This is a genomic window from Dactylosporangium sp. NPDC000244 (genome assembly GCF_040300725.1).
Lineage (GTDB): Bacteria > Actinomycetota > Actinomycetes > Mycobacteriales > Micromonosporaceae > Dactylosporangium.
The window spans coordinates 13886-40047 of record NZ_JBEPEH010000024.1 but is presented as its reverse complement, the minus strand read 5'-3'; the positions used below and the strand labels follow the sequence as shown (position 1 = coordinate 40047).

Sequence of the window (26162 nt, the reverse complement as noted above, 5' to 3'; positions counted from 1 at the left end):
CAAGCATGGCAGGCATCGACGCCTACGCGGCCTACCTCCCGGCGTACGCGCTCACCGACAACAGCCTCGACGGCCCGCCCCGGCCGCGCGGCATCGCCCGGTCCGTGGCCGGCTTCGACGAGGACGTCATCACGATGGCCGTCGAGGTTGCACGCCATCTGCCGCTGCCGCAAGACCGCCTGCTGCTGGCCACGACCAGCGCCCCGTACGAGGCCAAGACCTCCGCCGGCGTCGTGCACGAGGCGCTCGGCCTGGACCCGGGGGTGATCGCGCTCGACCTGCGCGGGCACCGCTCCGGCGCCACCGCGCTCGACCTCGTCGTCCGGGCCGGCGGCAGCGCGGCCCTGGCCGACCTGCGCACCACCCGCCCCGGCGCCCCCGACGAGCTGGCCCAGGGCGACGCCGCGGCCGCGTTCACCGGCGGTTCCGGACGCGCCGCCGAACTCCTGGCTCGCGCCGGGCACACCACCGAGCTCCTGGAGCGCTGGCGGCTGCCGGGCGAGCGCCACGACCGGGTGTGGGACGAGCGGTTCACCGCCGACATCCTCGCCGCGGCCGGCCTCGAAGCGGCCCGCCGGGCGCTGACCGAGGCCGGGCTCGACGCGGCCGACCATGTCGTCGTCTCCTCCTCCAACGTCCGCGCGGCCGCGGCCCTGCGCCGCGCGCTCGGGGCCGCGAGCGAGGCCGGCGACCTGGAGAAGGCGACCGGGTTCACCGGCGCCGCGCACCCGGGGCTGCTGCTGGCCGACGCGCTCGACCAGGCCGAGCCGGGGCAGGTCATCCTGCTGGTCTCCGCGACCGAGGGCGCCGACGCGTTCGTGTTCCGGGTCGGCGACGGCGTGCGCGAGGCCCGCTCGGGGCCGTCCGTGCGGGAGCAGCTCGAGGCGCGGCAGACCATCGGCTACGGGCGGTACCTGCGCTGGCGGGGCCTGCTCGACGTGCAGGGCCCGTCCCGCCCCGCGGCGCCCGCGCCCGCGTCGCCGCCGATGCACCGGCGCGCCGGGTGGAAGTACCGCCTCGAGGGCAGCCAATGCGGCGCCTGCGGGAAGGTCACCACGCCGCCGAGCCGGGTCTGCGCCGCCTGCGGGATCGCCGGCGACGGCACCGCCAAGGTCTCGCTGCGCGACAAGACCGCGACCGTCGTGTCGGTGACCCGCGACCACCTCACCACCATGCCCGAGTCCGACGTGGCGATCGTGGTCGTCGACTTCGAGGGCGGCGGACGGCTGAGCGCCTACGCCACCGCCGACGCCGGCGAGATCGCGGTCGGCACGGCGATGACCCCGACGTTCCGCCGCATGTGGACGACCGACGGGATCCACAACTACTTCTGGAAGCTTGCGTGCGGGCCTCGCCCGGGAAAGGACACCGCCACCGATGGCGAGTAGGCGCATGGCCCACGACGTCGCGATCGTCGCGATGGGCTGCACCCCGTTCCGCGACCACTGGAACTCCTCCGCCGACGACCTGCTCGTCGACGCCGTCCACGAGTGCGTGGGCTCGCTGCCCGACGTCGCGCTCGACGACATCGACGCGTTCTGGGTCGGCACCCAGGGCTCGGGCATGTCCGGGCAGACCCTGGCCCGGCCGCTGCGGCTGGTCGGCAAGCCCGTCACCCGGGTCGAGAACTACTGCGCCACCGGCTCGGAGGCGTTCCGCAACGCGGCGTTCGCCGTCGCGTCGGGCGCCTACGACATGGTGATGGCGACCGGCGTCGAGAAGCTCAAGGACGCCTCGCAGTCGGGGCTCTCGGCGGTGTACCCGCCGGCCGACGGTACCGACGTCGACTGGACCGCCCCGGCGGGCTTCTCGCTGCTGGCCCCGGCGTATCAGGAGGCCTACGGCGTCGACGACCGCGGCCTGCGCGGCGCGCTCACCCGGGTTGCGATGAAGAACCACGCCAACGGCGCGCTCAACCCGCGGGCCCAGTTCCGCAAGGCGGTCACCGCCGAGGCGGTCGAGCGCGGCCCGCGCATCGCCGGACCGCTCGGCGTCATGGACTGCTCCGGCGTCTCCGACGGGGCCGCGGCCGCGATCCTGGTCCGGGCCGAGGACGCCTACCGCTACACCGACAAGCCGGTGTTCCTGCGCGGTATGGGCTTCGTCGCGGGCTCGGGCGCCGGCCTGGCCACCGACGGCTACGACTTCACCACGTTCCCGGAGGTCGTCGCGGCCGCCGGGCAGGCCTACGAGCAGGCCGGCGTGACCGACCCGGCGACGCAGATCTCGCTCGCCGAGGTGCACGACTGCTTCACCCCGACGGAGGTGGTGCTCATGGAGGACCTCGGGTTCTCCGAGCGCGGCAAGGCCTGGCGGGACATCCTCGACGGCCGCTACGACCTCGGCGGCGCGCTGCCGGTCAACACCGACGGCGGCCTGAAGTCGTTCGGCCACCCGATCGGCGCGACCGGGCTGCGGATGATGTTCGAGTGCTTCACCCAGCTGCGGGGCGAGGCGGGGGAGCGGCAGGTGCCCGGCGCCCGGCTCGCCGTCGCCCAGAACCTCGGCGGCCAGCCCGGCTCGTGCGTGGCCTTCGTCGCGGTCCTGGGGAGCGAGCGATGAGCGTTCGACTCGACGGCCGCGTCGCCATCGTCACCGGAGCCGGCAACGGCATCGGCCGCGCCCACGCCATGTCCCTCGCCGAGCACGGCGCGCAGGTCGTGGTCAACGACCTCGGCGGGGCCCTCGACGGAACCGGCAGCGGCGGCGCGGCCGAGCGCGTCGTCGAGGAGATCAGAGCAGCCGGCGGTACCGCCGAAGCCTCGACGGATTCCATCGCCACCCCGGACGGGGGCGCCGCGCTCGTGCGCCGGGCCATGGACGCCTTCGGCCGCGTCGACGCCGTCATCCACAACGCCGGCATCCTGCGCGACCGCACCATCGCCAAGCTCTCCGACGACGACGTCCAGTCCGTCATCGACGTGCACCTCACCGGCGCGTTCAACGTGCTGCGCCCCGCCTGGCCGCTCATGGCCGGGCAGGGGTACGGCCGGATCGTGCTCACCAGCTCGTCGTCCGGCCTGCTCGGCAACTTCGGCCAGGCCAACTACGGCGCGGCCAAGACCGGCCTCATCGGGCTCATGCACGTGCTGTCCCTCGAGGGCGCCCGTCGCGGCATCCTCGTCAACACCATCGCGCCGACCGCGGCCACCCGGATGACCGACGGGCTGCTCGGCGAGCTGGCCGACCGGTTCGACCCGCGCCACGTCGCCGCCGTGGGCACGTTCCTCGCCTCCGAGCAGTGCGAGATCAACCGGCACATCCTCACCGTCGGCGGCGGCCGCGTCGGGCGCATCTTCCTCGGCGTCACGCCCGGCTGGTACTCCGGCCGCGAGCCGGCGAAGCCCGACGACATCCTCGCCAACCTCGACGACATCTGCCGCCTGGACGACTTCATCGTCCCCACGTCGGGCGCCGACGAGATCGAGCTGATCCAGAAGGTTCTCTCCCAGTAAAACGGAAAGGCTTACACCCCATGCCGGTCTCCGAAGTGCATCACGTGGCCATGACCGTCTCGGACGTCGAGCGGGCCGCGGACTTCTACGAACAGGCGCTCGGCTACCGCCGCACCCTGCGCAGCGACGTCGGCGGACCCGGGATCGAGGTCTCGCTCGGGCTGCCCGCCGGGACGACCGGCAAGGTGCAGTACATGCAGGGGCCGAGCCGCGTCGGCCAGCTCGAGCTCATCGAGTGGAACGGCACCAAGACCCGCACCGCGACCGGCGGGCACCTCGAGCTGGGCACGTTCCTGCTCAGCTTCGAGGTGCCGCTGGACGAGATCGAGGACCTGCACCGGCGCATCACCGACCTCGGCGCCGAGGTGCTGGGCAAGCCCAACCGGGTGCTGCTGGAGAACTACGGGTACATCACCGCCTTCGCCGCCCGCGACCTCGACGGCAACCTGCTGGAGTTCGTGTCGCTGCCCAGCCGCGAGGAGATCCTCGCCTACCGGGCCGAGAACGGCAGCTGATGGCCACCAGCAACTTCGCCGAGGTGCTGCGGGTCCAGGCGTTGCGCCGCGCGGACCGGGAGGCGCTGGTCGACGGCGACGCCCGCTGGACCTACGCCGAGCTCGACGCCGAGACCGACCGGCACGCGGCGGCCCTGCTCGCGGCCGGCATCACCGCCGCCGACCTCGTCGGGATCCTCGCCCGCAACACCGCCACCTACGTCATCGAGCTGCTCGCGCTGAGCCGCATCGGCGCGATCGCGGTGCCGCTGAACTGGCGGCTGCACGCGACCGAGCAGTCCTACGTCATCTCGCAGGCGGGCATCGCGGCGCTGCTCTACGACGACGACTTCGCCGACGTCGCCGAGGCCCTGCCCGGCCTTCGGGTGCTGGTCGCCAACGGCTCCTCCATGGTGGCCGGCGCCCAGCGCCTCGAGGCGCTCCTCGCGGGGCAGCCGCGGGGGATCCGCATCGCCGATGCCGAGAAGGCGCCCGGCGATGTGCACCGGCTGCTGTACACCTCCGGCACCACCGCCCACCCGAAGGGCGTCATCCACACGTGCGGCAACGTCGCCGCCAACCACCGCGCCCAGGTCCTCGAGCTCGAGCTCACCCAGCAGGACCGGATCCTCGTCTCGGCGCCACTGTTCCACGTCTCCGGCCTGGAGGCGCCGGGCCTCGCCGTCTTCGTCGCGGGCGCCACGATGGTGCTCACCCCGACGTTCAAGGCCGCCGACATCGCCGCGATCGCCGAGCGGGAACGCATCACCGGCATGGTGCTCGCCGCGCAGATCCTCTTCGGGATGCTCGACCTCGACCCGGCGCCGGACCTCTCCGCGCTGCGGTACCTGCTTTTCGCCGGCGTCGCCCCGAGCGTCCGGCGCAAGGTCAAGGCGCGGCTGCCGCACGTGCGGCTCATCGACACGTTCGGCATGACCGAGTGCTGCAACGGCGCCACCTACATGGACGCCGCCCACGAGGACTCGAAGCTGGGCGCGCTCGGGGCGCCGTTCCCCGGCGTGCACATCCGCATCGTGGACGAGTCCTTCCGCGAGGTCGCGCCCGGCGTCGAGGGCGAGATCATCGTGCGCGGGGAGAAGATCTCGCCCGGGTACTGGCGCGACGAGGAGACCACCAAGCGCACCCGCCGCGACGGCTGGTTCCTCACCGGCGACGTCGGCCGGATCGACGCCGATGGCTATCTCTGGTTCGTCGACCGCCGCACCGACCTCATCAAGTCCGGCGGGGAGAACATCGCCAGCGCCGAGGTCGAGCGCGTCATCGCCCAGCACCCGGACGTCGCCGAGGTCGCGGTCATCGGCGTCGCGGACCCGCAGTGGGACGAGGTGCCCAAGGCGTTCGTCATCCTGCACCCCGCCTCCCGCGCCACCGGCGAGGACGTCCGCGCGCACTGCCTCGCGAACCTGGCCAAGTTCAAGGTGCCCAAGTACGTGCAGATCGTGGAGTCGCTGCCCCGCAACGACTCCGGCAAGGTGCTCAAGAAGAACCTGCGGGAGACCTCATGACGACCGCGAACATCGCCGCGATGCTCGCCGGCAACGCGCGCCGCTTCGCGGCCGAGGACGCCCTGGTGTTCGAGGGCCGGCGCTGGACCCACGCCCAGCTGGACGCGGACGTGAACGCGCTCGCGGCCGGGCTGCTCGACCTGGACGTCCGCCAGGGCAGCCGGGTCGCGATCATCGCCAACAACGTGCCCGAGTTCCTGATCCTCTCGCTGGCGTTGTCGAAGATCGGTGCGGTGTTCGTACCGCTCAACTACCGCCTGACCGCCGGAGAGCTCGCGCACCTGCTGGGCCACGCGCGGGTCCAGGCTGTCGCCACGGTGCCCGAGTTCGCCGCGCTCACCGCGGCGGCCTGCGCCGCCCTGCCCGGCGTACGCCGGTTCGCGCTCGAGCCGATCGACGCCGACTGGACCGACCTGCGCGCGCTCACCGCCCGGCACAGCGGTGCCCGTGTGCCGGACGCCGAACTGGGCGACGACGCCCTCCAGCGCATCATCTACACGTCCGGGACGACGAGCCTGCCCAAGGGCGTCATGCTCACCCACGGCAACGTGAACATGAACATGCACGCCCAGATCGTCGAGCTGGGCCTGCGCGCGGGCGATCGCATCCTCAACTTCGCGCCGCTGTACCACGTCGGCGGCACGGACCTGCCCGGCTACGGCATCTGGCACGTGGGCGGCTGCATGGTGCTGCAGCGCCGCTTCGACCCGGCCGCCGTGCTGCACGCCATCGAGTCCGAGCGGATCACCGGCATGGTCATGGCCGCGACCATGCTCGACATGGTCCGCCGCGCGAGCGAGTCCGAGGCGGCCGACCTGTCCTCGGTGCGCTGGATCATCTACTCCCAGGTGACCACGGCCCTGTTCGGCGTGGCCCGCGGGCTCTTCCCGAACGCGCGGCTCATCGAGGGGTACGGGCTGACCGAGACCTGCAGCGGCCTGACCTATCTGGACGCGGCCCACATGGAGTCGAAGCAGGGCTCGGTCGGCATCCCGGTGCCGTGGGTCCAGGTCCGCGTGGTCGACGCCTCCGACAACGACGTCCCCGTCGGGGTCGACGGCGAGGTGGTGGCGCGCGGCCCCAAGGTGAGCCCCGGCTACCTCGACGACCCGGACGCGACCGCCACCGCGTTCCGCGACGGCTGGTTCCACACCGGCGACGTGGGCTGCTTCGACGAGGACGGCTACCTGTACATCCGCGACCGCCTCAAGGACATGATCCGCAGCGGCGGCGAGAACATGTCCAGCGCCGAGATCGAGAACGTCCTGGCCGACCACCCGCTCGTGCTCGCCGCCTCGGTCGTGGGTGCCCCCGACCCGAAGTGGCAGGAGGTCCCGGTCGCGTTCGTGATCGGCCGCCCCGGCCTGACCCCGGAGGCGCTGATCGCCCACGCCCGCGAGCGCCTCGGCCGGTTCAAGGTCCCGAAGGAGATCTACATCGTCGAGGAGTTCCCGACCAACCCGTCGGGCAAGGTCCTCAAGCGCACCCTGCGCGACCTCCGCCCGTCGATGACCCCGGACTGGACGTACACGCCCACCACCTGACGGCAAGGGGCGTCAGGCGGTGACGGCGGCGCCCACGCGGGCCGCGTGCTGGAGCAGGGCGATGAGCACGTCCTTGCCGGACTGCCGCTGCCGGGCGTCGCACAGCACGATCGGGACGTCCGACTCGAGGTTCAGGGCGAGCTTCAGCTCGTCGAGCTCGTACTGCCGCGCGCCGTCGAAGCAGTTCACCGCGACGACGAACGGGGTGCCGCGCCGCTCGAAGTAGTCGATGGACGGGAAACAGTCGGCGAGGCGGCGCGTGTCGGCGAGGACGACCGCGCCGGTCGCGCCGAGGGCGAGCTCGTCCCAGATGAACCAGAAGCGGTCCTGGCCGGGCGTGCCGAACAGGTACAGCACCAGCTGCGGGCTGATCGTGATCCGGCCGAAGTCGAGCGCGACCGTGGTGGTCGACTTGGTCTCCACGCCGGTGAGGCTGTCGACGCCGGCACCGGCCTCGGTGAGGACCTCCTCGGTGCGCAGCGGCCCGGTCTCGCTGACCGCACCGACCATCGTGGTCTTGCCCGCGCCGAACCCGCCCGCGATCAGGATCTTGATCGCGGTGGGGACGTCGTCAGAGTGCCCGTAGGCCATTGATCGCCGCCTCGATGATGTCCGCGCTGGGATGCGTCCCGGCCGGATCGGGTTCACGCACCTGGACCAGGTGCCGGTCGAGCAGATCGCCGAGCATGACCCGGACCGTGCCCAGCGGCAGGTCCAGATGGGCCGCCAGCTCGGCGACCGACAGCGGGTGCCGGCACATCCGCAGGATGGCGAGGTGCTCGGGCTCCATCCAGACGTCGGGCGTCGTGACCGTCACGGCCGCCGTCACCTGTGCGATGCGGTTGAACGTGCCGCGACTCGGCCGCGTCCGTCCGCGGGTCATCGCATAGGGGCGGACGACGGGGCCGGCGTGGTCGTCGACCCACTCGTCGTCCTTCGGCTCGTCGCGGTCGGTCATCGGCTCGGGTCACACTCCTTCAGCCGGTTCGTGCAGCCGGGGCGGCGAGCCGAGGTACTTCCCGGCCCGGGTCGCCAGCATCGCCATCTCGTAGGCGAGCAGGCCGAGGTCGGCCTCCTCCCCGGCGAGCACGGCCAGGCAGGAGCCGTCGCCGGCCGTGGTCACCAGCAGCGAGGTGCGCTGCATCTCCACGATCGTCTGCTGCAGCGGCCCGCCGTCGAACCGCTTGCCGGCGGCCCGGGCGAGGCTCTGGATGCCCGCCGCGATCGCACAGAGGTGCTCGGCGTCGTCCCGGCCCAGGGCCTGCGACGACGCCTTGAGCAGGCCGTCGACCGACAGCACGATCGCGTGCTGCGCGTGGTCGACGCGCCCGACGAAGTCGTCCAGCAGCCAGGTCAGGTCCGCGTTGGCCGTGATGTGCGGTGCCACAGATGTCCCCTTACGTCAGGCCTCGGGCGGCGTGGAGTCGTCGGCGGGCCGAGGACGGCCGGCGCGTCCCCGGCGGCTCCCGTCCTGGTACGACGCGATACGGCTGCGGACCTGCTGCGGGTCGGGGCCCGCCGGCGGCCCGGCCGGTCCGGGTTCGCGCGGCTCCTCCCGCAGCGGCGCGGCGATGTTGGCCTGCCGCACCCGGACCGGCAGCCCGGTCGGGGTGAACTCGGCGTCGTGGACCGGCTCCGGGGCCTCGGCCAGGGCGACGGCGGAAGGCCGCGCCGGCGTCGGCGCGGGTGCCCCGGGCTGCGCCCCGCGGTCCGCGGCCACCGGTGCGCCGGCGGCGACGAGCCCGGCCGCGGGCCCGTCACCGGCCGGGGCGGCGTCGTCGAGCAGGCCCTTCGGAATCAGCACGATGGCCGTGGTGCCGCCGTACGGCGACTCCTTGAGCTGGACCCGGATGCCGTGCCGGTCGGCGAGGCGGCTCACCACGAACAGGCCGAGCCGGGCGGCACTGGTCAGGTTGAACTCGGGGCGGCTGGCGATGCGCCGGTTGAGCTCGTCGAGCTCGTCGGCGCCGATGCCCAGGCCGCGGTCCTCGATCTCCAGGACGTAGCCGTTGCCGACCGGCTGGCCCTTGATGTGGACCTCGGTGTGCGGCGGGGAGAACGACAGCGCGTTCTCGACGAGCTCGGCGATGAGGTGGATGACGTCGCTGACGGCCCGGCCGGCGAGCTCGGCGGGGCCCAGCTGGTGCACGGTGACCCGGGTGTAGTCCTCGACCTCGGCCACGGCGCCGCGCACGATGTCGACGATCGGCACGGTGCGGCGCCACACCCGGCCCGGGCTCGACCCGGCCAGCACGATGAGGTTCTCGGCGTTGCGCCGCATCCGGGTGGCGAGGTGGTCGACCCGGAACAGGTGGTCGAGCTTGGCCGCGTCGGCCTCCTGCCGCTCCATGCCGTCGAGCAGGGAGAGCTGGCGGTGGATGAGCGACTGGGACCGCCGGGCGATGCTGAGGAAGACGTCGCGGATGCCGCGGCGCAGCTCGGCCTGCTCGACGGCCGCGCGGATGGCGGTCTCCTGCACCGCGTTGAACGCGTGGCCGACCTGGCCGATCTCGTCGTGGCCGAACTCCAGCGGCGGCGCCTCGGCGGCCACGTCGACCGTCTCGCCGCGGCCGAGGCGGGCCACGACGCCGGGCAGCTGGTCGGTGGCGAGGCGGCGGGCCGCGTCGCGCAGCCGCTCCAGCTGGCGCAGCATCGCACGGGCCGTGGTGATGGAGACGATGATCGAGGCGATGACGGTGATGAGCCCGAGCCCGGCGGCGAGCAGCAGCCGGACGACCACCCCGATCGCGACCGGGGCCGCGCGCTGCACGACCGCGTCGCCGCCCTGCAGCACGATGTCGAGGATGCGTTTCTGGGCCGCCTCGGTCGCCGCGCTCCAGCCGTTGGCGTCGACCGGCAGCCGCAGGCTGGTGCGCGACCCGGAGATGACCTGGTCCTCGATCTGGCGCAGGCGGGTGAGCTCGCCGTCGGTCACCGCCGCGTCGTAGCGGGCCTTGTCGGCCGCGGGCAGCTTCGCCGCGACCTGACCGGCGAGGAACCGCTGGGCGCCGACGAGCTGCGCGAACTGGCCGTATTCGGCGTCGGTGAACCGGCCGGCGGCCAGCGCCCCGGCCAGCAGCGAGTCCTCCTGGGCGACGAGCTCGCGGACCTGGTTGAGCTGGATCAGCGTCACCGTGTCGTCGGCGATGGCCTGGTCGTCGAGCTTGCCGAGGGAGTAGTACACCTGGAAGATCGACTCGACCGCGCTGGTGTAGACGCCTGACACGGCGGCCCGGTCGACGGTGCGGGCGTCGATCGAGGCGCGGGTGGACCGCAGCTGGTCGAGGTTGTGCACGACGAGGTCGATGCGGCCCTCGAGCTCGGCGTCGGCCGCGATCTCGGCCCAGCGGCTCAGCGCTGAGCCGCGGAACTCGGCGGCCAGGTCGTCGACCTTGCGGCGCTGGGCGTCGAGATCAGCGCGCTGGACGGCCCCGGCGTTGCCCAGGAACACCATCGACATGCGCCGCTCGACCTGCAGCTGCAGCAGGAGCGGCTCGCTCGGCTCGTAGATGCGGCTGTTGTAGGTCTGGACCCACAGGAGGTTGATGCCTTCGCGCAGCGTCACCCAGGCCGCGAACACCCAGAGCGCGGTCAGCGAGAGCAGCAGGGCGGTGATTTTCGTGCGGAGCCGTGAACTGCGGGAAGCCATTACACCGTCCCAGTCGGCATTTCTTGAACCGGCCGGAGCGGTGATGCATTGATATCGGACAACGCCGGCCTCCGGAGCACTGGGGCACGCTAGCAACTTCCTGCCGGGATTCTCAAATCCGGTGCGGTCAATTCCGGCGGTGGTTGAGCAAATGCCGCGCGGCGAGCACCGCGCCGCGCACGATCGCGTGGGGCGCGTACAGGTCCTTGTCGTGCCACATCGGCAGGTCGGGCGGGTGCTCCCCGGCCAGGTAGCGCCCGGCGCGGTCCAGATCGGTGCCGGCACCGGCCGCGAGCAGCACGTGAACCGCGTAGGCGGTCTCCTCGGGGGTGCCCTGCCAGCGGCCCCACGAGCCGTCGGGGCGCTGGGTCGCGGCCGCCCAGCGGGCGGCGCGGGCCACCGCGGCGGACACCGCCGGCCCGCGGCCGAAGCGGCTCAGGGCGAGCACGCAGCAGGCGGTCGCATAGTAGGGCGAGGCGTGCCACCGGTCGCGCCAAGAGCCGTCGGGCTCCTGGCGCAGGCACAGCCATTGGGATATCCGCTCGGCGATGTCGCGGCGGTCAAATATGCCGAATGCGTCCAGCACATGGGCATTTGTGGTGACCGAGAATCCGTCTTCGCCGGGCCAGGTACAGAAGAATTCACCGACGTCATATCGCTGTAACACGCCGGGATCGGCGTCGTGACCCAGCTCGGCCAGCGCGAAGAGCACGACCGCGGTGGTGTCGGCGTCGGCCGGCAGCCCGGGCCCGGCGGCGGTGCCGTCCGGTCCCCAGTCGGCGGTCAGGCTCGCGACCAGGCCGGGCGGCGCGGCGAACCCGACGCCGGCCCGGGCCAGGCCCCCGAGCACCCAGGCCCGCTCGAACACGGTGATGGGCGTGGCGCACGGCACCGGGCCGCCGTGGGTGCGGGCGGCCGCGGCCAGGTACGGATCGGGGGCCGCGGGCCGTTCGCCGAGCCAGGCGGCGGTCGCGGCGGGCGATGCGCCGATGGTCCCGGGCCCGGCCGGGCGGACGCCGGGCGCGCCGCGGGCCGCGTCGCCGAGGACCTCCAGGGCGTGCAGGAGCTTCGGCGGTACCGTCGCACCCGTCCCGAAGCGACGGCGCAGTGCGGCCAGCCGGGCACCGTCGACCCCGGCCGGCAGCGGCAGCCGGGTGCCGGTCCGCTCGGCGATCCGCTCGACGAGCGCCGGGACGATGAGGTCGGCGGCGGGCGTGTCGGGGATGGGCCGCGCCCCGTGCATGAGCCGGCCCAGGAACGCGAGCCCGCGTTGCGCCGCCCCGCCGCCGCCCGCGGCCAGCAGCGCGTCGGTCGCGCTGAGCGTCGGCACCACCGCGTAGCCGCCGGGCGGCCCCCAGCCCCCGTCGGCGCGCTGCCCGGCCCGCAGCCACCGCAGCCGCTCCGCGTGGCCGGGCAGCCACGGTGCCAGGGCGGCCAGCCGCGCGGTCTCGTAGACCGAGGCGGTCACCTGCCCCCAGGGTTCGGCGACGAGGCCGGCGAGGAGGGCATCGACCTGCCGGCCGAGGCCGCCGTCGGCTGCCGGCGAGGTGATCGTGCGCTCGGCGGTCACCGTTCGCCCCAGAAGTCGGTCAGCCGGTAGAAGCCGGTGCTGAACCCGATCTGGCGGCTGAGGTACACCGCCTCCCGCGGGCAGGCGGCGGTGAGCGCCTCCGCCGCGGTGAGGGCCTCGCGCGCCAGCACGCCGATGCGCCCGGTGACCTCGTCGCGGCCGGCGCCGAGCAGCAGCGCGTTGAGATCGCCCCACTCCACGTCGCGCTCGTAGGTCGCGAGGTCGTTGGCGAGCCGGAGCACCCGCTGGACCAGCCGCCCGGCCTCGGTGAGCCGGGGCAGGGCGGTGAGTGCGCCCGCGGTGGCACCGGACAGCCAGTGCGAGACGTTGACCCAGGACGAGCCGAAGTTGTCGGCGTTGTCGAGGTACTCCTCGAGCCCCGGGCGCGCGCCGGACGTCTTCCAGTGCCACTCGCGCCGCATGGCCGCGAGCATCCGGCGCAACTCCTCGCGCCAGGCCGCCCGGTGCGCGGCGAACGCCGGACCGGCCGCGAGCTCGTCGCGCACCGCGGCGAGCATGCGCGCCAGTGCGTCGTCGTCGCCGGGCGCCGCGCCGTCCGCGGTCGCCAGGCAGCGCTCGACGACGCCGTCGACGTCGGCCGCCTCGCGGGCGAGGTAGTCGATGCGCCAGTCCACGGCGAAGACCCACAGCGCGGTCAGGTTCGCGATCCGCAACTGCTCCCGGGTGCACCAGGGCGCCCCGAACGCGGTCGCCAGGGCGACGGTGCCGAACACCGCCGGATCGAACGGCTTGGCCGGGAACAGCTCCGGGTAGGCCGCGGCGACGGCCTGCAGGTCCCGCTGGCCCCCGGCGGCCAGAGCGCAGATGCGGCCCTGTTCGGCCGCCGCGGTCAGCTCGCCGGTGAGCCCCGCCGGGGTGTCGATGGCCGGCACGGTCAGCGGGTGCGGGGCAGGAGCGTCAGCTCGACCGCGGTCTTCGGCCGCAGCGACGCCGCCACCTGCGGCTCGGGGATCACCGGATTCGTGAGCTCGAACCGGAACCGGCGCAGCATCGCGGCGACGATGAGCTGCGACTCCAGGTAGAACAGGTACTGCCCGAGGCACTGGTGCGGGCCGCCGCCGAACGGGTAGTGGGCGTAGCGGTGGCGTCGCTCGGCGCGCGGCGAGGCGAACCGCTCCGGGTCGAACTGCGCCGGCCGGTCCCAGAACGCCGACATCCGCTGCGTGATGTACGGGCTGATGAGGATGTCGGCACCGGCGGGAATCCGGGTCCCGCCGATGACGTCCGCCCCGGCCGCGACGCGCGGGATCAGCCAGCCGACCGGGTACAGCCGCAGCAGCTCCTCGAGGACCATCCGCAGGTACGTCAGCTCGGCCAGGTGCTCGCGGCGGACCGGCCCGTCGCCCACGACCCGGTCGACCTCGTCGTAGAGCCGCTCGGCGACCCGCGGGTGGGCCTGCAGGATGGGCCACAGCCAGGTGAGCACGCCGAACGTCGTCTCGGTCGTGGTGGCGAACATGGCGACGGTGTCGTTGCGGGCCTGCCGCTCGTCGATCGGCCGCCCGGCGGCGTCGACGGCCCGGCTCAGCGTGGCGATGATGTCGTCGCCGTCGTCGCCGTGCTCGCGGGCCGCCCGCACGATCGGCAGCAGCACGTCGTCGATCTGCTGCACCGCGGTCTGGAACGGCCGGTCGCCCGGCATCGGGATCGCGTTCGGCACGAAGGGCACGAGCAGCCGGTACACGATCGCGGTGGCGATGGTGTTCTGCGCGCTGACGATCCGCAGCGCCTCGGCCACGCTGACCTTGTCGGCGAAGAGCACCCGCATGATGGCGGCGCACACGATCTCGGACAGCTCGGCGCCGAGGTCGATCGGCCGGCCTTGGCGGGCGGGCTCGTCGAGGCGCTCGACCGACGCCTCGATCGACGCGGCCAGGCCGTCGACGAGGGCGTCGACGCGCTTGGCGGTGAACAGCGGCTGCAGCGTGTTCCGGCTGGCCGCCCACACCTGCCCCTCGGCGAGGATGCCCTCGCCGAAGAGCCGCTTCACCGGCCGCCACAGCATGCCCTTGCCGTCGCGCAGGTAGTTCGCGGCGTTGTCGCGCAGCACGTGCTGCACGTGGGCCGGGTTCGACACGAGGTAGGGCCGGAACGCGCCGAGATTGACCCGGACCACGTCACCGCCGGCCGCCTCGGCGAAGCCCACCAGGGCGTCGAGGGGATTGCGGGCGAGCCCGCGCACCGCTCGGTGCATCGGGACGACGGCGGCCTTATGCGAGGCCTCCTGGACTGCGGACACCGAACACCCCCAGCGGCCGGGCATCGCGGCGCCCGGCCCGACTCGCAACATGCATCGTGGAACCTGCAGGATCATGTCACGGGAGGTCGCCAAGTCTGCGATCCATGTGAATATTTACCGGTTTTGTAACTTGTGGCAGATGGCTGCGCACAACGGAAACATTCACAGCTGGTTGCCGGGCGGGGGAGGACCGTGGCCGGCCTCCCGCGGAAGCAGGCGCGGGTCGGCCAGCAGCTGCGGAATTCGGCGGTACCAGCTGCGGTGGTTACGGCCCATCCGCCCGTCGCCGGCGGCGGCCGTGGCCGCGTCGGCGAGCCGCTGACGGTCGAGGACGCCGGCCAGCGCCAGCCGGACCAGCGCGACCCGCCAGGTGTTGGCTGGGTTCCAGTACCGCTCGGCTCCCAGCAACGCCTTCTGCACCCCGGCCGCAGGCTCGAAGAGGAACCAGATCGACCGCTCGGTCAGCTGGAGATCCGCGCCGACGGCGTCGACGATGGAGCCGCTGAACAGCAGGCCCCTGACCATCAGAACGAGATAGCCCGGCGATGTGTCGTCCGGCTGCAACGCCCCGGCCAGTTCGCGGAACCTTCGCCAGAGGTCCCACCACAGGGGGCCAAACAGCCCGACCTCGGTCTCGCCGGCCTCGGCGCGCAGGGTGGCCTCCGTGAACGCCTGGCGCCACTCGCGCGATCGCGAGGCCAGCACTCGTTCGACATCGGTCACCGGGGGATGCAGGTACACGTACGAGCCCACCCGCTTCACGACGTCGACCGGGCCGACGGCCAGGGCCAGGAGCGCCCACGTCCGGACGCGTTCGCTCCAGGCTTGGCCGGTCAGACCCTGCCGCTGCTCGGAGTCGGGCACTGCGCACAGCCGCACTCGTAGCGCCTGCCAGGTTGCCGCTCGTGCGTCGTCGGACAGGCCAGCCGCGGCGGCCAGCACACCGTTGCCGTCGTCCTCCTCGAAGCAGGCGATCAGGGCGATGCTGCTCGCTACCGGTCGCTCAGCCACGCTTCAGCCGTGTCGTAGACGGGCACGATGTTGACGGCCGTCTCCTGGCAGTTGCCCTTCTGCGCCTCGGCCTCACTCGGAACGCGCCGGCCTGATAGAAGATGCTGCCTTGGGCTCGCCGCTCAGCACCGGCTCATACATCACCCTCGGCTCCGCCACCCGATCAAACTAGCCGACGAGCGACGTGCCACGTGCGCGCTTCTCGGCAGTTCGGCGGGGCGGTCGGCGCTCCCGGACGTGCCCTGGACCCTCCTGCAGTGGACGGGGCTTGGCCTTGATGATGACTCCTGCGGTGCGGGTCGGGCTACGGTGTTGGCTTCCGGGGTGTCGGGTTGGGGCCGGCCGGGTGACGACAGGCAGGAGCCGGCGGTGGAGATGGTCGAGCAGCTCATTTCCCGGACGGATGCCGCCTACCAGCGATGGTTGGCGTCGGTCACCGACGACGTCGTCGCCGATGGTGTGGTCATGTTCTGCCTGGAATCCCTGCCGGAGCGCAACACGACCTACGAAATCGGCGAGTGGCTCACGGGCTACCTCATGATCGGCCAAGAAGGCGATCGGGGATTCTTCCTCAGGTGCGACGACGGCGGCGGCCCGGTGTTTCGGGCCGACCTGGGCGGTCTCGGCGAAGCCGACCTCGATGTCGCTGCCCCCGTGTTCGAGGTGTGGCTGCGTTCCGGTTTCGCTCTGCCGGCCGACCCGGAGCCAGACCTGCCGCCGACCGCCGACGTCTATGTGGGCGGGATTCCGGCCGATGGAGTTCAGCTGCTGGTACGGGCAAGGAAGCTGCTGGGTGTGGATTGGCGGTTCGGGGATCTCAGGGGCCTGCTCGCCGCCCAGCCGTTCCTGGCGGTGAGGTCAGCTCATCTGTACGCACTGCGCCGCGACCTGGAATGCGCCCCCGAGTTGCGGCCATACCTGCTCTACGCCACCGACCACGGCCTGGAAGCGGTATGGCCGACCGAGAGCCCAGAAAGCCGATGACTTGGCACAAGTTCAGGCATCGCACCAAGGTTGTCTCTGATGACGGCGGATCGTCTGGCGAGCCGTTGTGCGTGCTCTCGCGACTTCGGCGTGTCGGACGCCGTCACACCATCAACTACCGAACGTCACCATCACCTTGCGCGGAATAGCTCCATGACTGCGGACAAGCCAGCACACGTTTGCGGACACAAGCGAAAACCGAAGAGCGAGAACTTCAAATTTTCAGGAGAGGAAAAGCAATGGGCCGGACGGATTCGAAGGGTTCCTGATCCCGGGGTGTTGCCGTGGTCGGCCACCGTCGGGGTTGAAGAGCAGGGCCGCGGAGACAACGTCGGCCCGCAGCTCTCGGGCGTCGGCCGGAAGTCCGCGCCGATGTCGGCTGCGAACCGCGCGCTCAACGCTCGCCAATGCCGCTGTTCAGGATGCTTTTCAACGCCGACGGTGGCCGACCACGGCAACACCCCGGGATCGGGAACGCCTCGGCGGCCGCCAGGCCTATTGTTTTTCCCCCTTTGGAAATTCCAGGCTTGTCGCTTTTGCTCTTTGCTTTGACCTGGCGGCTGCCGCGAGCGTGGGAAGAAGCGGCGGTGACGGAGCCGATGCCGGCCGGAACCGTCCTTGCCACCGTGCTGCACATCATGCGCAAACCCGAAGCCTGGTTCACCGCCGCCACGTCCGAGGCCATCGACGCCGGCCGGCCCGGCAGCACGTGGCACCGGAGTTGCTCGATGCGAGTTACGATCGGCGCCCTGACAACCTCATCCGCATCAGGGGCGGGCATGAGCGCACGGGGGCGGTGGCTCCTGGCGTCAGCGCTGGGCGTTGTGGCGGCACTGGCCGTTGCGGGCGCGATCGCCGCTGGGAACAACCCGAAGCGCTACGTCCACCTCATGCCGTGTGGGCGCCCCGGGGCCGTGCTGACAGCGCTCGTCGTCGCGCCGCTGCTGCTCGGCGCCGCGGCGTGGCTCGTGCTGCGCAATCGGATCGCGCGAGGCATCTCGGCCGGGATCGCGGTCGTGCTCGCCCTCGCCATGTGCGCGGAGGGGCGCGGTTCACCGCCGGGGCGGATTCGTTCGGTGCTGATCCCAGGAGCGTCACCGTCCTGGGCGTCGCGCCCGGCGGGCGGTTCGAGCTGGTGCGACTGCAGTTCAGCTCGATCGGGCTGGGCGCTGACATCGTGCGGGTCCGTTCGCGGGAGGGTTTGCGCAGCCGCGAGGCAGGTCAGGACCTAGCCTGCTTTGTCGTGCCGTTCGACCATGACGCCGCACCGGAGCGCACCTTCGCCTCCGCGCGGTTCGTCGGCGGCACCACGGTCGAGGTCACCACCGCCGACGGCACCGCGTGGAACACGGCGTTCGGCCAGCACACCCTGCTCGCCGCGCCTCTCGTACTGCCGCGACTGACCTACCGGATTCAGCATGCTCCATCGAGGGCGTCCACACCGTGCCGGTCGAGCGCTTCGAGCCAGCACGTGACGTCGCCGACGAATGGTGTGTCCGCGGCGAGGTCGGGCTCGTCCAGGACGCGGATCGGAAGCTTCCTCGACGTCTCGCTGACGATCCGCAGCAGGCGGAACCCGAAGAGCGACGAACTTCAAATTTTCAGGGAGGGAAAGACAAGGCTTGTTGCCTTTTGCTTTGACCTGCGGCACACGTACTGGCGGACTGGTCGCCGCGTCAGCCTCACCACTACGCGGCAGACACACAAGCCGCAAACCGCCTAAGATGTGCAGAGCCGGTCAAAGGGGTGAAGCGTGGCGGGCTGGACGGCGCCGAAGGTCGCCAAGGCGATCGCCGGTCACCTCGGCCCGGGTTACACCGCGCGCGGTTCGGTGTGCGCCCGTCTCGACCTGTTACGGCGGCAGATCGAGGTGCGCCGCCGCGCCGACTCCGTCTTCGACAAGGAGCGGCGTACCCGGGTCGACACCCCGGCGGCGGAGCTGATCTGCGAGGTCACGTATCCGCCGGAGCACCTCAATGGTCCCTGCGAATCCCTCGGCGTCACCTTCCAGCTCAGGGCGGTGCACACCGCCGGCGAGGTCGCCTATCCGTGGCCGGCTCGCCCGGCCGACGACCTCTGCGAGCCGCTGTGGCACGACGCCGCGACGGTGGCCCCCCGTGCGTTGACCGCGGTCGCGGACGCGGCGGCGTTGGTCCGATTGCTGCTCAGCCGGGGGCCGCTTCCACCAGGCCGTCGATGAGCTAAACCGCGCGGATACTGCCGAGCTTGTGCTGGGCGACCTGACCCGCGATCAACGCGTCCAGCAGATCCACGTTGGCTGCCCTTTCACGGAGGCTCTGCAGCCAGGCGTCACTGCCCGGCCAGTCGAGCGGCAGCCCCCACTTCGGCCAGACCGCGACGAGTTCCTCCGCCAGCCGCAGGCCCGCGTCGGCCAGCGCGCGTTCACCGCTCGCGGCGGCGATCAGCACACTGTCCTCGACCGGGTACACCGCCGGCGGGCATCCCCGCTCGCGCTCGGCGCGGGCGAATGCGTGACAGGCGTCGACGATCTGCGGGATCGTCGGCGGCTCCCGCAGTGGCAGCACGGTCTGCCGTTCCAGCTGCGCCGCCACGTCGCGGAACTCCTGCTCATGGCGTGCGTGCCGGATGTCGGTCCCGCACTGCAACAGCATCAGCGTCAGGGTGGGGAACGGCCGGGTCAGCGCGTGTATGTGCGACGTGGGCCGGTACCTATCGGCTGAGCGGGTCCGTTCGAGCAGGATGCCCTGCATCACCGGGCCGATCCGGCGGAGCAGCCACCGCGGGCGGTACACGTCGAAGCTCGGGAAGATGCTCTGCCAGTCCGCGGTCATCCGCCGTGCCGTACCGATCGACGCCATCCCCCCATACTGCAGGCCGCTAGCGGGCTCGCTCGACGTGGCGGAGCAGGGCGAGGGTGTGCATGAGCGCGAAGCGCCGCGTGCCCGGGCCGAGCTGCTCCCACGGCTTCTTCCACGTCAGCTGCGGCGCGATCGTCCAGGCCGTCGCGCCCTCCTCGGCCAGGGCGCGCACCTGGTCGACCTCGGCCGCGTGGAAGGCTCGCAGCTCGGCCGCGCGCGTGGCCACGTGCTCGTAGGGGAACTGGTGCGCCGGGCAGGCGATGCTCGCGCCGAGGCCGGCGATGTGGTCCAGGGTCGACAGGAGGTCGCCGGCCGGGTCGTCGGCGGGTCTGCTCACGATCGCCAGCTGGGTCGGGCCCTCGGCCATCATGGTGTCGCCGGTGAAGAGGACGCCGCGGGAGTCCAGGAACACCGTGTGGCCGTAGGTGTGGCCGGGGGACGGGACGGCGCGGATCGTCACGTCGCCGAAGTCGAGCTCCTGCTCCTGGGAGAGCAGGACGTCCAGCGACAGGGACTCGTGGTGCTTGGCGACGTCCAGGGCCTCGGTGTACATCGTGTCCGTCACCGACGCCGGGGCGCCGGTCAGGTCCAGGGAGCGGCGCAGCTGGTCGAGGAAGCCGCCGCGGGCCGCCCGGACCGTGGCGAAGTCGTCGGCCCGGCCCATGGCGACGGTGGCACCGGACGCGGCCCGCACGCGGTCGGCGAAGCCCACGTGGTCGGGGTGGTTGTGGGTCAGCAGCACGGCGCGGATGGTCTCGATGCGGTGGCCGATGACGGCCAGCGAGGCCTGGAACGCGGCCCAGCACGAGGAGTGGGCGTAGCCGGCGTCGATGAGCACCGGGCCGTCGCGGGTCTCGGCGAGGAAGACCGTGATCGAGCGCAGGGCGTGGCCGTTGAGCGGGATCGGCACGGCCCAGACACCGGGGACGACCTGGGCGGGTTCCGGCACCTCACGGGCGCGGTAGCTCGCCTCGTGCGCCTCGATCGCGGGTATGGACATCGTCGGAGCGCTCCCTTACTGTTGGCGCCAACATACCGGATGGTCGGAATCAAACTCAAGCAACCGCAAGTGCAGGAGGACGGACGATGAGCGACGAGCGGACGGGCTTCCGGCTCTGGGCCGCCGCCGAGCCGGACCTGTGCGCGATCGTGGCCGCCGACGATCGGCGGATCACCTACGGCGAGCTCTTCGCCGAGGTGAACCGCATCTCGCACGGGCTGCGCACGCGCGATGGGCTCGAGGTGGGCGACACCGTCGCGGCCGTGATGACCAACAGCCCGGGGATGGTCGCGCTGTACCTCGCCGCGATGCAGTCCGGCCTGTACCTGGTGACGCTGAACTACCACCTGACCGAGCCCGAGGTCGAGTACATCGTGCGCGACAGCGGGGCCAAGGTCGTGGTGGCCTCGGAGCGGGTCGAGGCGATAGCCACGGCGGCCGCCGGGCCGGGCGTGCGCGTCTATGTGGACGGCGAGCCGAAGCACGGCGCCGCGCCGATGCGAGACCTCACCGCGGGGATGCCCGAGACCAGTCCGGACGAGACGCCGGCGGGCTCGCTCATGATGTACACCTCCGGCACCACGGGAAGGCCGAAGGGCGTCAAGCGGCCCCTGAGCGGGATCGACGCCGACACGGGCGCGCTGACCTATGTGTGGCTGTTCAAGGAGTTCGGCATGCAGCGGCCCGCGTTCGGGAGCTGGCTGGTGTCGGCGCCGCTGTACCACTCGGCCAACATCACGCCGGCGATGGGCGCGCTGCACGCCGGCGGCACGATGGTGCTGATGGACGGCTGGACCGCGGAGGGCTTCCTGGGCCGCGTCGAGCAGCAGCGCGTGACCGGCACGAGCATGGTGCCGACGCACTTCTACCGGCTGCTGCAGCTGCCCCCGCAGGTGCGGGAGCAGTACGACATCTCGTCCCTGCGGTACGTCCTGCACGGTGCCGCGCCGTGCCCGCGGGAGATCAAGCAGCGCATCATGGACTGGTTCGGTCCGGTCGTGTACGAGTACTACGGCTCCACCGAGGTCGGCACCACGATCGCGCGGCCGCACGAGTGGCTCGCCCACCCCGGCACCGTCGGGCGCCCGGCCTCGATCTCCACGCTGCGCATCCTCGACGCCGAGGGGCACGAGGTGGCGGTGGGCGAGACCGGGATCGTCTACATGCGCCAGGGCGAGGACCGGGTCGAGTACCACAACGACCCCGGCAAGACCGACGGCGCCCGCCGCGACGGGCTCATGACCGTCTGGGACGTCGGCCACGTCGACGCCGACGGCTTCCTCTACATCACCGGCCGGGCCGCGGAGCTGATCCTTGTCGGCGGCGTGAACGTATACCCCGCTGAGATCGAGGCCGAGCTGGTCGCGCACGAGTGGGTCGCGGACGCGGCCGTCATCGGCGCGCCCGACCCCGAGTTCGGCGAGGTCCCGCAGGCCCACATCGTGCTGCGCGAGGGCGCGCCGGGGCCGGACGAGGCGGTGGCGGGCCTGCGGGCGCACCTGGAGCAGCGGCTGGCCAAGCCGAAGCGGCCGGTGTCGTACGTCGTGAGCCCCGCCCTGCCCCGGGACCCCAACGGCAAGCTCTACAAGGCACGGCTGGAGGTATCGCATGGACTTCGATGACAGCGACGCCGATCTCGCGTTCCGGCGCGAGGTCGGGGCCTGGCTCGACGGGGCGCTCGCGGACGTGCCCGACCAGGAGGAGCTGAGCCAGGACGAGCGCGAGTCGTGGTCGCGGGTCTGGCAGGACCGGCTGTGCGCGGCCGGCTGGGCCGGGCTGTCGTGGCCGGTCGAGCACGGCGGGCGCGGGATGGACGCGCTCGCGCAGGCCATCTTCAACGAGGAGGCCGCGGTCCGCGGGGCGCCGTACCCGCTCAACGGCGTCGGCATGATGCTCGCCGGCCCCACGATCATCGCGCACGGGACGCCCGAGCAGCAGGCCCGGCACCTGCCGGCGATCCTCTCCGGGGAGACGTACTGGTGCCAGGGCTTCAGCGAGCCGGAGTCCGGCTCGGACCTGGCCAGCCTGCGCACCGCCGCGCGCAAGGTCGACGGCGGCTGGCTCGTCAACGGGTCGAAGATCTGGACCTCCAACGCGCACAACGCGTCCAAGTGCCTGCTGCTGGCCCGCACCGACCCCGACGCGCCGAAGCACCAGGGCATCTCCTACCTTCTGGCGCCGATGGACCGGTTCACCGTCCGGTCCCTGGTGATGATCAACGGCGACACCGAGTTCAACGAGATGTTCCTCGACGACGTGTTCGTGCCCGACGAGGACGTGCTCGGCGGCGTCGGCAACGGCTGGAAGGTCGCGCTCACCACCCTGGCCTTCGAGCGGGGGAGCATGGCGCTGAACCTGTGGGTGTGGGCCCGTCAGGCCGTCGACCGGATCGTCGACCTCGCCATCGAGCGCGGGATGGACGGCGACGCCGCCTTCCTCGACACCGTCGGGCAGCTGCAGTGCGACGCCGAGGCGGTGCGCATCGGCTCCATGCGCATGGTCGGCGAGAGCCGGGCCGGGGGCGTGCCCGGGCCGGAGACCTCGGCGCTCAAGAGCCTCTGGGCCGCGACCGTCCAGCGGGCCAACCGGCTGGCCGTGCAGCTCGACGACGCGGGCGGGGTGCTGCTCGACGGCGACGGCGCCGCCGCCCGGATGCGCCGCTACCTGCGCTCGCGCGCCCACACGATCGAGGGCGGCACCGAGGAAGTCCAGAAGTCCATCCTCGCGGAGCGGGTCCTCGACCTGCCCCGCTCACGCTGAGCGGAGCCGGTGCGATGCGAGCCACCTTCACCCAGGAACAGCTGGAGATCGCCAAGACCGTCCGCGCCATCGTGGAGGACGCGGACTTCACCGCCCGCGACGCGCTGAGCGGCCCGTGGCGGGCCCCGTCCTGCGACGCGCCGCTGCTGAGCGACTTCGGGCTGCTCGGCGTCCCCGAGGCCGCCGGCGGCGTCGGCTCCGGGCTCATCGACCTCATGGTCGCCGTCGAGGTCCTCGGCGAGCTGCTGGTGCCGAGCCGCTTCCCGTTCCACGCGGCGGCCGTCCAGCTGCTGTCCAGCCGGACACTCCCCGCCGACGTGCTGGAGGGCCGCCGGGTCCTCACGCCGGTGCTGGACTCCTTCGCGGCCTACGCCGAGCAGGCCGACGGCTTTGTGGCCGGGGACCGCCTCGTCGATGCCGCCGAGGTCACCCCGCGGCGCTCGTTCGACCCGTCGGTGCCGTTGTCCGGCGTCGCGCTCGACCCGGTGCCGACGGAGACGACACAGCGGGCGGTCCTGGTCCTCGCGGCGCAGCTGTGCGGGGTGGCCCAGGGCGCGATCGAGCTCGCCGCCGCGCAGGCCCGCACCCGCAGTCAGTTCGGGCGGATCATCGGCTCGTTCCAGGGAGTCGCGTTTCAGCTCGCCGAGGCGGCCGTGGCGCGCAAGGCGGCGTGGGACCTGACGCTGTACGCGGCCTGGGCCGTCGAGCACGGGCGCTCCGACGCCGCGATCCAGGTGCACGCGGCCAAGGCGGCGGCCGGGCACGCGGCGGTCTTCGCGGCCGAGCGCTGCATCCAGGTCCACGGCGGCATGGGCATCACGATGGAGGCGGATCCGCATCTGTACCTCCGCCGCGCCTTCGTCCTGGACGCGCTGGGCGGCAGCGGGTCGTGGCACCGGCGCCGCACGGGCGAGCTCCGGGTGCAGTCCCGCCGCGGGTAAACCGTCGACATCTTGCAGGTCAGGCACTTTTGGCACTAACATACCGGCTGGTCGGAATAGTTTGGGAGACGTCGTGAAGTTCGGCATCATGAACCTGTTCCCGGTGGGCGACGGCGTGTCCGACCACCAGGTCCTGCGCGAGACGCTCGAGGAGATCGGGCTGGCCGACGAGCTCGGCTTCGACTCCGTGTGGCTCGCGGAGCACCACTTCTCGAAGTACGGCATCCTCGGCAGCCCGGTGCACTTCGGCATGGCGGTCGCCGAGCGCACCAAGCGGATCACCATCGGCACCGCCGTGCTGGTGCTGCCGCTGCACGACCCCCTGCGCCTGGCCGAGGACATCGCCGCGCTCGACGTGCTCAGCGGCGGCCGCGTCTCGATCGGCGTCGGCCGCGGCTACCAGCCCTCGGAGTTCGCCGGCTTCGGCATCCCGCTCGCCGAGTCCAAGGAGCGCTACCAGGAGACCCTCGAGGTCCTGCGCCTCGCGCTGTCGCAGGAGGGCTTCTCGTACCACGGCAAGTTCTTCACCTACGACAACATCACCACCTACCCGCGGCCGTTCACCCCGGGCGGCCCGCCGATCCTGCAGGGCACGGTCTCCCCGGAAAGCTTCCGCGACCGCGGTGCCGTCGGCGAGTCGATCATCACCTCGCCGAACTTCACGCCGTTGGGCATCATGCAGAAGAACTACGACCTCTACCGGCAGGCCATGGCCGACAACGGGTTCGACATCGCCGCCTACGACGTGCCGTTCATGCAGCAGGTCTGGGTCGGCGACGGCGACGAGGGCCTGCGGGAGGCCGCCCAGGCCGCGCTGAACTACTACAAGTCGGTCGGCAAGGTCATCCCCGGCTCCGAGGAGGCCATGGAGCAGGAGAAGAAGTACTACGCGGCCGTGGCCAAGAACATCGACCTGCTCACCCTGGAGCAGACGCTGACCCACGGCGGCAACTTCGGCTCCGCCCAGCGGGTCATCGAGACCATCGAGATGCTCGGCGAGCAGCTCGGCGTCAACCACTACATCGGCTGGCTGCGCATCCCGTCGCTGGACCGCAAGGCCGCGCTCAAGTCGATGGAGGAGTTCGCCACCAAGGTCATCCCGTACTTCCGCGCCAAGGACGCCGTCAAGCCGGCCGCCGAGGCGGTCGTCGGGTGAAGATCAGCTGCTTCCTGAGCGCCCAGTTCGACCCGTCCGCCGACCCCTCGGCCGGCATCGACGACGTCATGGCTCAGGCCGCCGCGGCCGAGGCGGCCGGCTTCCACGCCGTCTACCTCGGCCACCACTACCTCGCGAAGTCGGCGTTCGTGCAGCCCGTCCCGCTGGCCGGCTACCTCGCCCACGCCACCACCCGCGTCCGCATCGGCTTCGCCGTCCTGCTCGCCCCGCTGTACAACCCGATCGGCCTCGCCGAGGACCTCGCCAGCCTCGACGTGCTCAGCAACGGCCGGCTCACGGTCGGCATCGGCGCGGGCTACCGCAAGCGCGAGACGACCGCGTTCGGCGTCGCCTGGGACGACCGCCTGCGCCGCATCCGCGAGTACGTGCCGCTGCTGCGCGCGCTCTGGAACGGCGAGACCGTCGACGCCGCCGGCTCCTGGGGCGAGGTGCCCGGCGCCTCGCTTGCGCTGCGCCCGGTGCAGCCCGGCGGCCCTCCGCTGTGGATCGGCGCGTTCGCGGAGCCCGCCATCCGCCGCGCCGCCCGCCTCGACTGCCCGTGGCTGATCGGCCCGAAGGGCAACGACGAGGAGCTCAAGCGCCTCCTGGGCGTCTACCACGAGGAGCGCGGCGGCAAGCCGGTCGAGCAGCCCATGAGCCGGGAGGCGTACATCGGCGACTCCTACGAGCAGGCCGCCGCCGCGGTCCGCCCGGACCTGCAGCGCCAGTACGCGGGCTACAAGTCGTGGGACGACGCCCAGAACATCGACGTCGACCGGTACATCGCCGAGGACTGCCTGGTCGGCGCCGCCGACGAGATCGTGGCGAAGCTGCGCCGCTGGGAGTCCGAGCTCGGCATCACCGAGGTGTCGCTGCGCCTGCAGTTCGTGGGCGCCGGCCAGGAGGAGACCATGGAGCAGATCGCCCGCTTCGGCGCCGAGGTCATCCCGCAGGTGCGCTCATGAGCGGTCC

At 72.1% G+C, this 26162-nt stretch carries 25 protein-coding genes; 14 read left to right on the top strand and 11 right to left on the bottom strand.

What is annotated here, in order from left to right; genetic code table 11:
• Positions 1-5 precede the first annotated feature (5 nt).
• From ABT369_RS31730 to ABT369_RS31705, 6 genes are read left to right on the top strand one after another with little or no spacing between them, the layout of a single operon-like run.
• Entirely contained in the window at positions 6-1388 is a 1383-nt protein-coding gene (locus tag ABT369_RS31730) for a zinc ribbon domain-containing protein (RefSeq protein WP_350617590.1), read from the top strand.
• Positions 1378-2562: an acetyl-CoA acetyltransferase gene (locus ABT369_RS31725; RefSeq protein ID WP_350617589.1), complete on the top strand. Its 1185-nt coding sequence runs from the start codon at positions 1378-1380 to the stop codon at positions 2560-2562. Before ABT369_RS31730 ends, ABT369_RS31725 begins: the two co-directional genes overlap by 11 nt.
• Entirely contained in the window at positions 2559-3455 is an 897-nt protein-coding gene (locus ABT369_RS31720; protein ID WP_350617588.1) for an SDR family NAD(P)-dependent oxidoreductase, read from the top strand. The genes ABT369_RS31725 and ABT369_RS31720 overlap by 4 nt, the downstream gene beginning before the upstream one ends.
• Positions 3456-3475: 20 nt before the next feature.
• Complete coding sequence (locus tag ABT369_RS31715) at positions 3476-3970, top strand: VOC family protein (protein ID WP_350617587.1); 495 nt, start codon at positions 3476-3478, stop codon at positions 3968-3970.
• Positions 3970-5475 (top strand): class I adenylate-forming enzyme family protein, encoded by a 1506-nt coding sequence (locus tag ABT369_RS31710; protein WP_350617586.1) that lies wholly within the window; start codon positions 3970-3972, stop codon positions 5473-5475. The genes ABT369_RS31715 and ABT369_RS31710 overlap by 1 nt, the downstream gene beginning before the upstream one ends.
• Positions 5472-7019, top strand: coding sequence for a class I adenylate-forming enzyme family protein (locus ABT369_RS31705; RefSeq protein WP_350617585.1), 1548 nt, complete (start codon positions 5472-5474; stop codon positions 7017-7019). The genes ABT369_RS31710 and ABT369_RS31705 overlap by 4 nt, the downstream gene beginning before the upstream one ends.
• Positions 7020-7031: 12 nt before the next feature.
• Here the strand turns inward: ABT369_RS31705 and ABT369_RS31700 are convergent, their stop codons facing one another.
• The 8 genes from ABT369_RS31700 to ABT369_RS31665 all read right to left on the bottom strand — a co-directional run bounded on the left by ABT369_RS31700 (position 7032) and on the right by ABT369_RS31665 (position 15509).
• The gene (locus ABT369_RS31700) at positions 7032-7610 is read right to left on the bottom strand and encodes a GTP-binding protein (protein ID WP_350617584.1); all 579 of its coding nucleotides are present in this window, start codon (positions 7608-7610) and stop codon (positions 7032-7034) included.
• The gene (locus ABT369_RS31695; protein WP_350617583.1) at positions 7591-7977 is read right to left on the bottom strand and encodes a DUF742 domain-containing protein; all 387 of its coding nucleotides are present in this window, start codon (positions 7975-7977) and stop codon (positions 7591-7593) included. The genes ABT369_RS31700 and ABT369_RS31695 overlap by 20 nt, the downstream gene beginning before the upstream one ends.
• Before the next feature lie 9 nt (positions 7978-7986).
• Positions 7987-8406, bottom strand: coding sequence for a roadblock/LC7 domain-containing protein (locus ABT369_RS31690; protein WP_350617582.1), 420 nt, complete (start codon positions 8404-8406; stop codon positions 7987-7989).
• A 15-nt stretch (positions 8407-8421) separates the two neighbouring features.
• The gene (locus ABT369_RS31685) at positions 8422-10668 is read right to left on the bottom strand and encodes a sensor histidine kinase (RefSeq protein WP_350617581.1); all 2247 of its coding nucleotides are present in this window, start codon (positions 10666-10668) and stop codon (positions 8422-8424) included.
• Between the two features lie 127 nt (positions 10669-10795).
• A complete protein-coding gene (locus ABT369_RS31680; protein WP_350617580.1) occupies positions 10796-12238 on the bottom strand; it encodes a prenyltransferase/squalene oxidase repeat-containing protein in 1443 nt (480 codons plus the stop codon).
• Positions 12235-13131, bottom strand: coding sequence for a terpene synthase family protein (locus ABT369_RS31675; RefSeq protein WP_502891843.1), 897 nt, complete (start codon positions 13129-13131; stop codon positions 12235-12237). The genes ABT369_RS31680 and ABT369_RS31675 overlap by 4 nt, the downstream gene beginning before the upstream one ends.
• A 2-nt stretch (positions 13132-13133) precedes the next feature.
• Entirely contained in the window at positions 13134-14453 is a 1320-nt protein-coding gene (locus ABT369_RS31670) for a cytochrome P450 (RefSeq protein WP_502891847.1), read from the bottom strand.
• Between the two features lie 207 nt (positions 14454-14660).
• A complete protein-coding gene (locus ABT369_RS31665) occupies positions 14661-15509 on the bottom strand; it encodes a hypothetical protein (RefSeq protein ID WP_350617578.1) in 849 nt (282 codons plus the stop codon).
• Between the two features lie 369 nt (positions 15510-15878).
• On the opposite strand from ABT369_RS31665, the gene ABT369_RS31660 reads away from it, so the two are divergent.
• On the top strand, positions 15879-16493 hold the full coding sequence (locus tag ABT369_RS31660; RefSeq protein ID WP_350617577.1) for a hypothetical protein: 615 nt from the start codon (positions 15879-15881) through the stop codon (positions 16491-16493).
• A gap of 394 nt (positions 16494-16887) precedes the next feature.
• Here ABT369_RS31660 and ABT369_RS31655 read toward each other — a convergent pair whose 3' ends face one another.
• On the bottom strand, positions 16888-17274 hold the full coding sequence (locus tag ABT369_RS31655) for a hypothetical protein (RefSeq protein WP_350617576.1): 387 nt from the start codon (positions 17272-17274) through the stop codon (positions 16888-16890).
• Positions 17275-17526: 252 nt separating this feature from the next.
• Between ABT369_RS31655 and ABT369_RS31650 the strand changes: the two genes are divergently transcribed.
• Both ABT369_RS31650 and ABT369_RS31645 read left to right on the top strand, forming a co-directional pair.
• Complete coding sequence (locus ABT369_RS31650; RefSeq protein WP_350617575.1) at positions 17527-18216, top strand: hypothetical protein; 690 nt, start codon at positions 17527-17529, stop codon at positions 18214-18216.
• Positions 18217-18246: 30 nt separating this feature from the next.
• Complete coding sequence (locus ABT369_RS31645) at positions 18247-18693, top strand: hypothetical protein (protein ID WP_350617573.1); 447 nt, start codon at positions 18247-18249, stop codon at positions 18691-18693.
• A 1-nt stretch (position 18694) separates the two neighbouring features.
• Here the strand turns inward: ABT369_RS31645 and ABT369_RS31640 are convergent, their stop codons facing one another.
• Together ABT369_RS31640 and ABT369_RS31635 are read right to left on the bottom strand one after the other, a co-directional pair.
• On the bottom strand, positions 18695-19306 hold the full coding sequence (locus ABT369_RS31640) for a hypothetical protein (protein ID WP_350617571.1): 612 nt from the start codon (positions 19304-19306) through the stop codon (positions 18695-18697).
• Between the two features lie 46 nt (positions 19307-19352).
• Complete coding sequence (locus tag ABT369_RS31635; RefSeq protein WP_350617569.1) at positions 19353-20333, bottom strand: MBL fold metallo-hydrolase; 981 nt, start codon at positions 20331-20333, stop codon at positions 19353-19355.
• A gap of 86 nt (positions 20334-20419) precedes the next feature.
• On the opposite strand from ABT369_RS31635, the gene ABT369_RS31630 reads away from it, so the two are divergent.
• The 5 genes from ABT369_RS31630 to ABT369_RS31610 all read left to right on the top strand — a co-directional run bounded on the left by ABT369_RS31630 (position 20420) and on the right by ABT369_RS31610 (position 26155).
• Positions 20420-21955, top strand: a complete 1536-nt coding sequence (locus ABT369_RS31630) for an AMP-binding protein (protein WP_350617567.1) — start codon at positions 20420-20422, stop codon at positions 21953-21955.
• Positions 21942-23093, top strand: coding sequence for an acyl-CoA dehydrogenase family protein (locus ABT369_RS31625; protein WP_350617565.1), 1152 nt, complete (start codon positions 21942-21944; stop codon positions 23091-23093). The genes ABT369_RS31630 and ABT369_RS31625 overlap by 14 nt, the downstream gene beginning before the upstream one ends.
• A 14-nt stretch (positions 23094-23107) precedes the next feature.
• Positions 23108-24034 carry an acyl-CoA dehydrogenase family protein gene (locus ABT369_RS31620; protein ID WP_350617563.1) on the top strand — a complete coding sequence of 309 codons (927 nt, stop codon included), beginning with the start codon at positions 23108-23110 and terminating at the stop codon, positions 24032-24034.
• 73 nt (positions 24035-24107) lie between these two features.
• Positions 24108-25190, top strand: a complete 1083-nt coding sequence (locus ABT369_RS31615; protein WP_350617561.1) for an LLM class flavin-dependent oxidoreductase — start codon at positions 24108-24110, stop codon at positions 25188-25190.
• On the top strand, positions 25187-26155 hold the full coding sequence (locus tag ABT369_RS31610; protein WP_350617559.1) for an LLM class flavin-dependent oxidoreductase: 969 nt from the start codon (positions 25187-25189) through the stop codon (positions 26153-26155). The genes ABT369_RS31615 and ABT369_RS31610 overlap by 4 nt, the downstream gene beginning before the upstream one ends.
• Positions 26156-26162 lie beyond the last annotated feature (7 nt).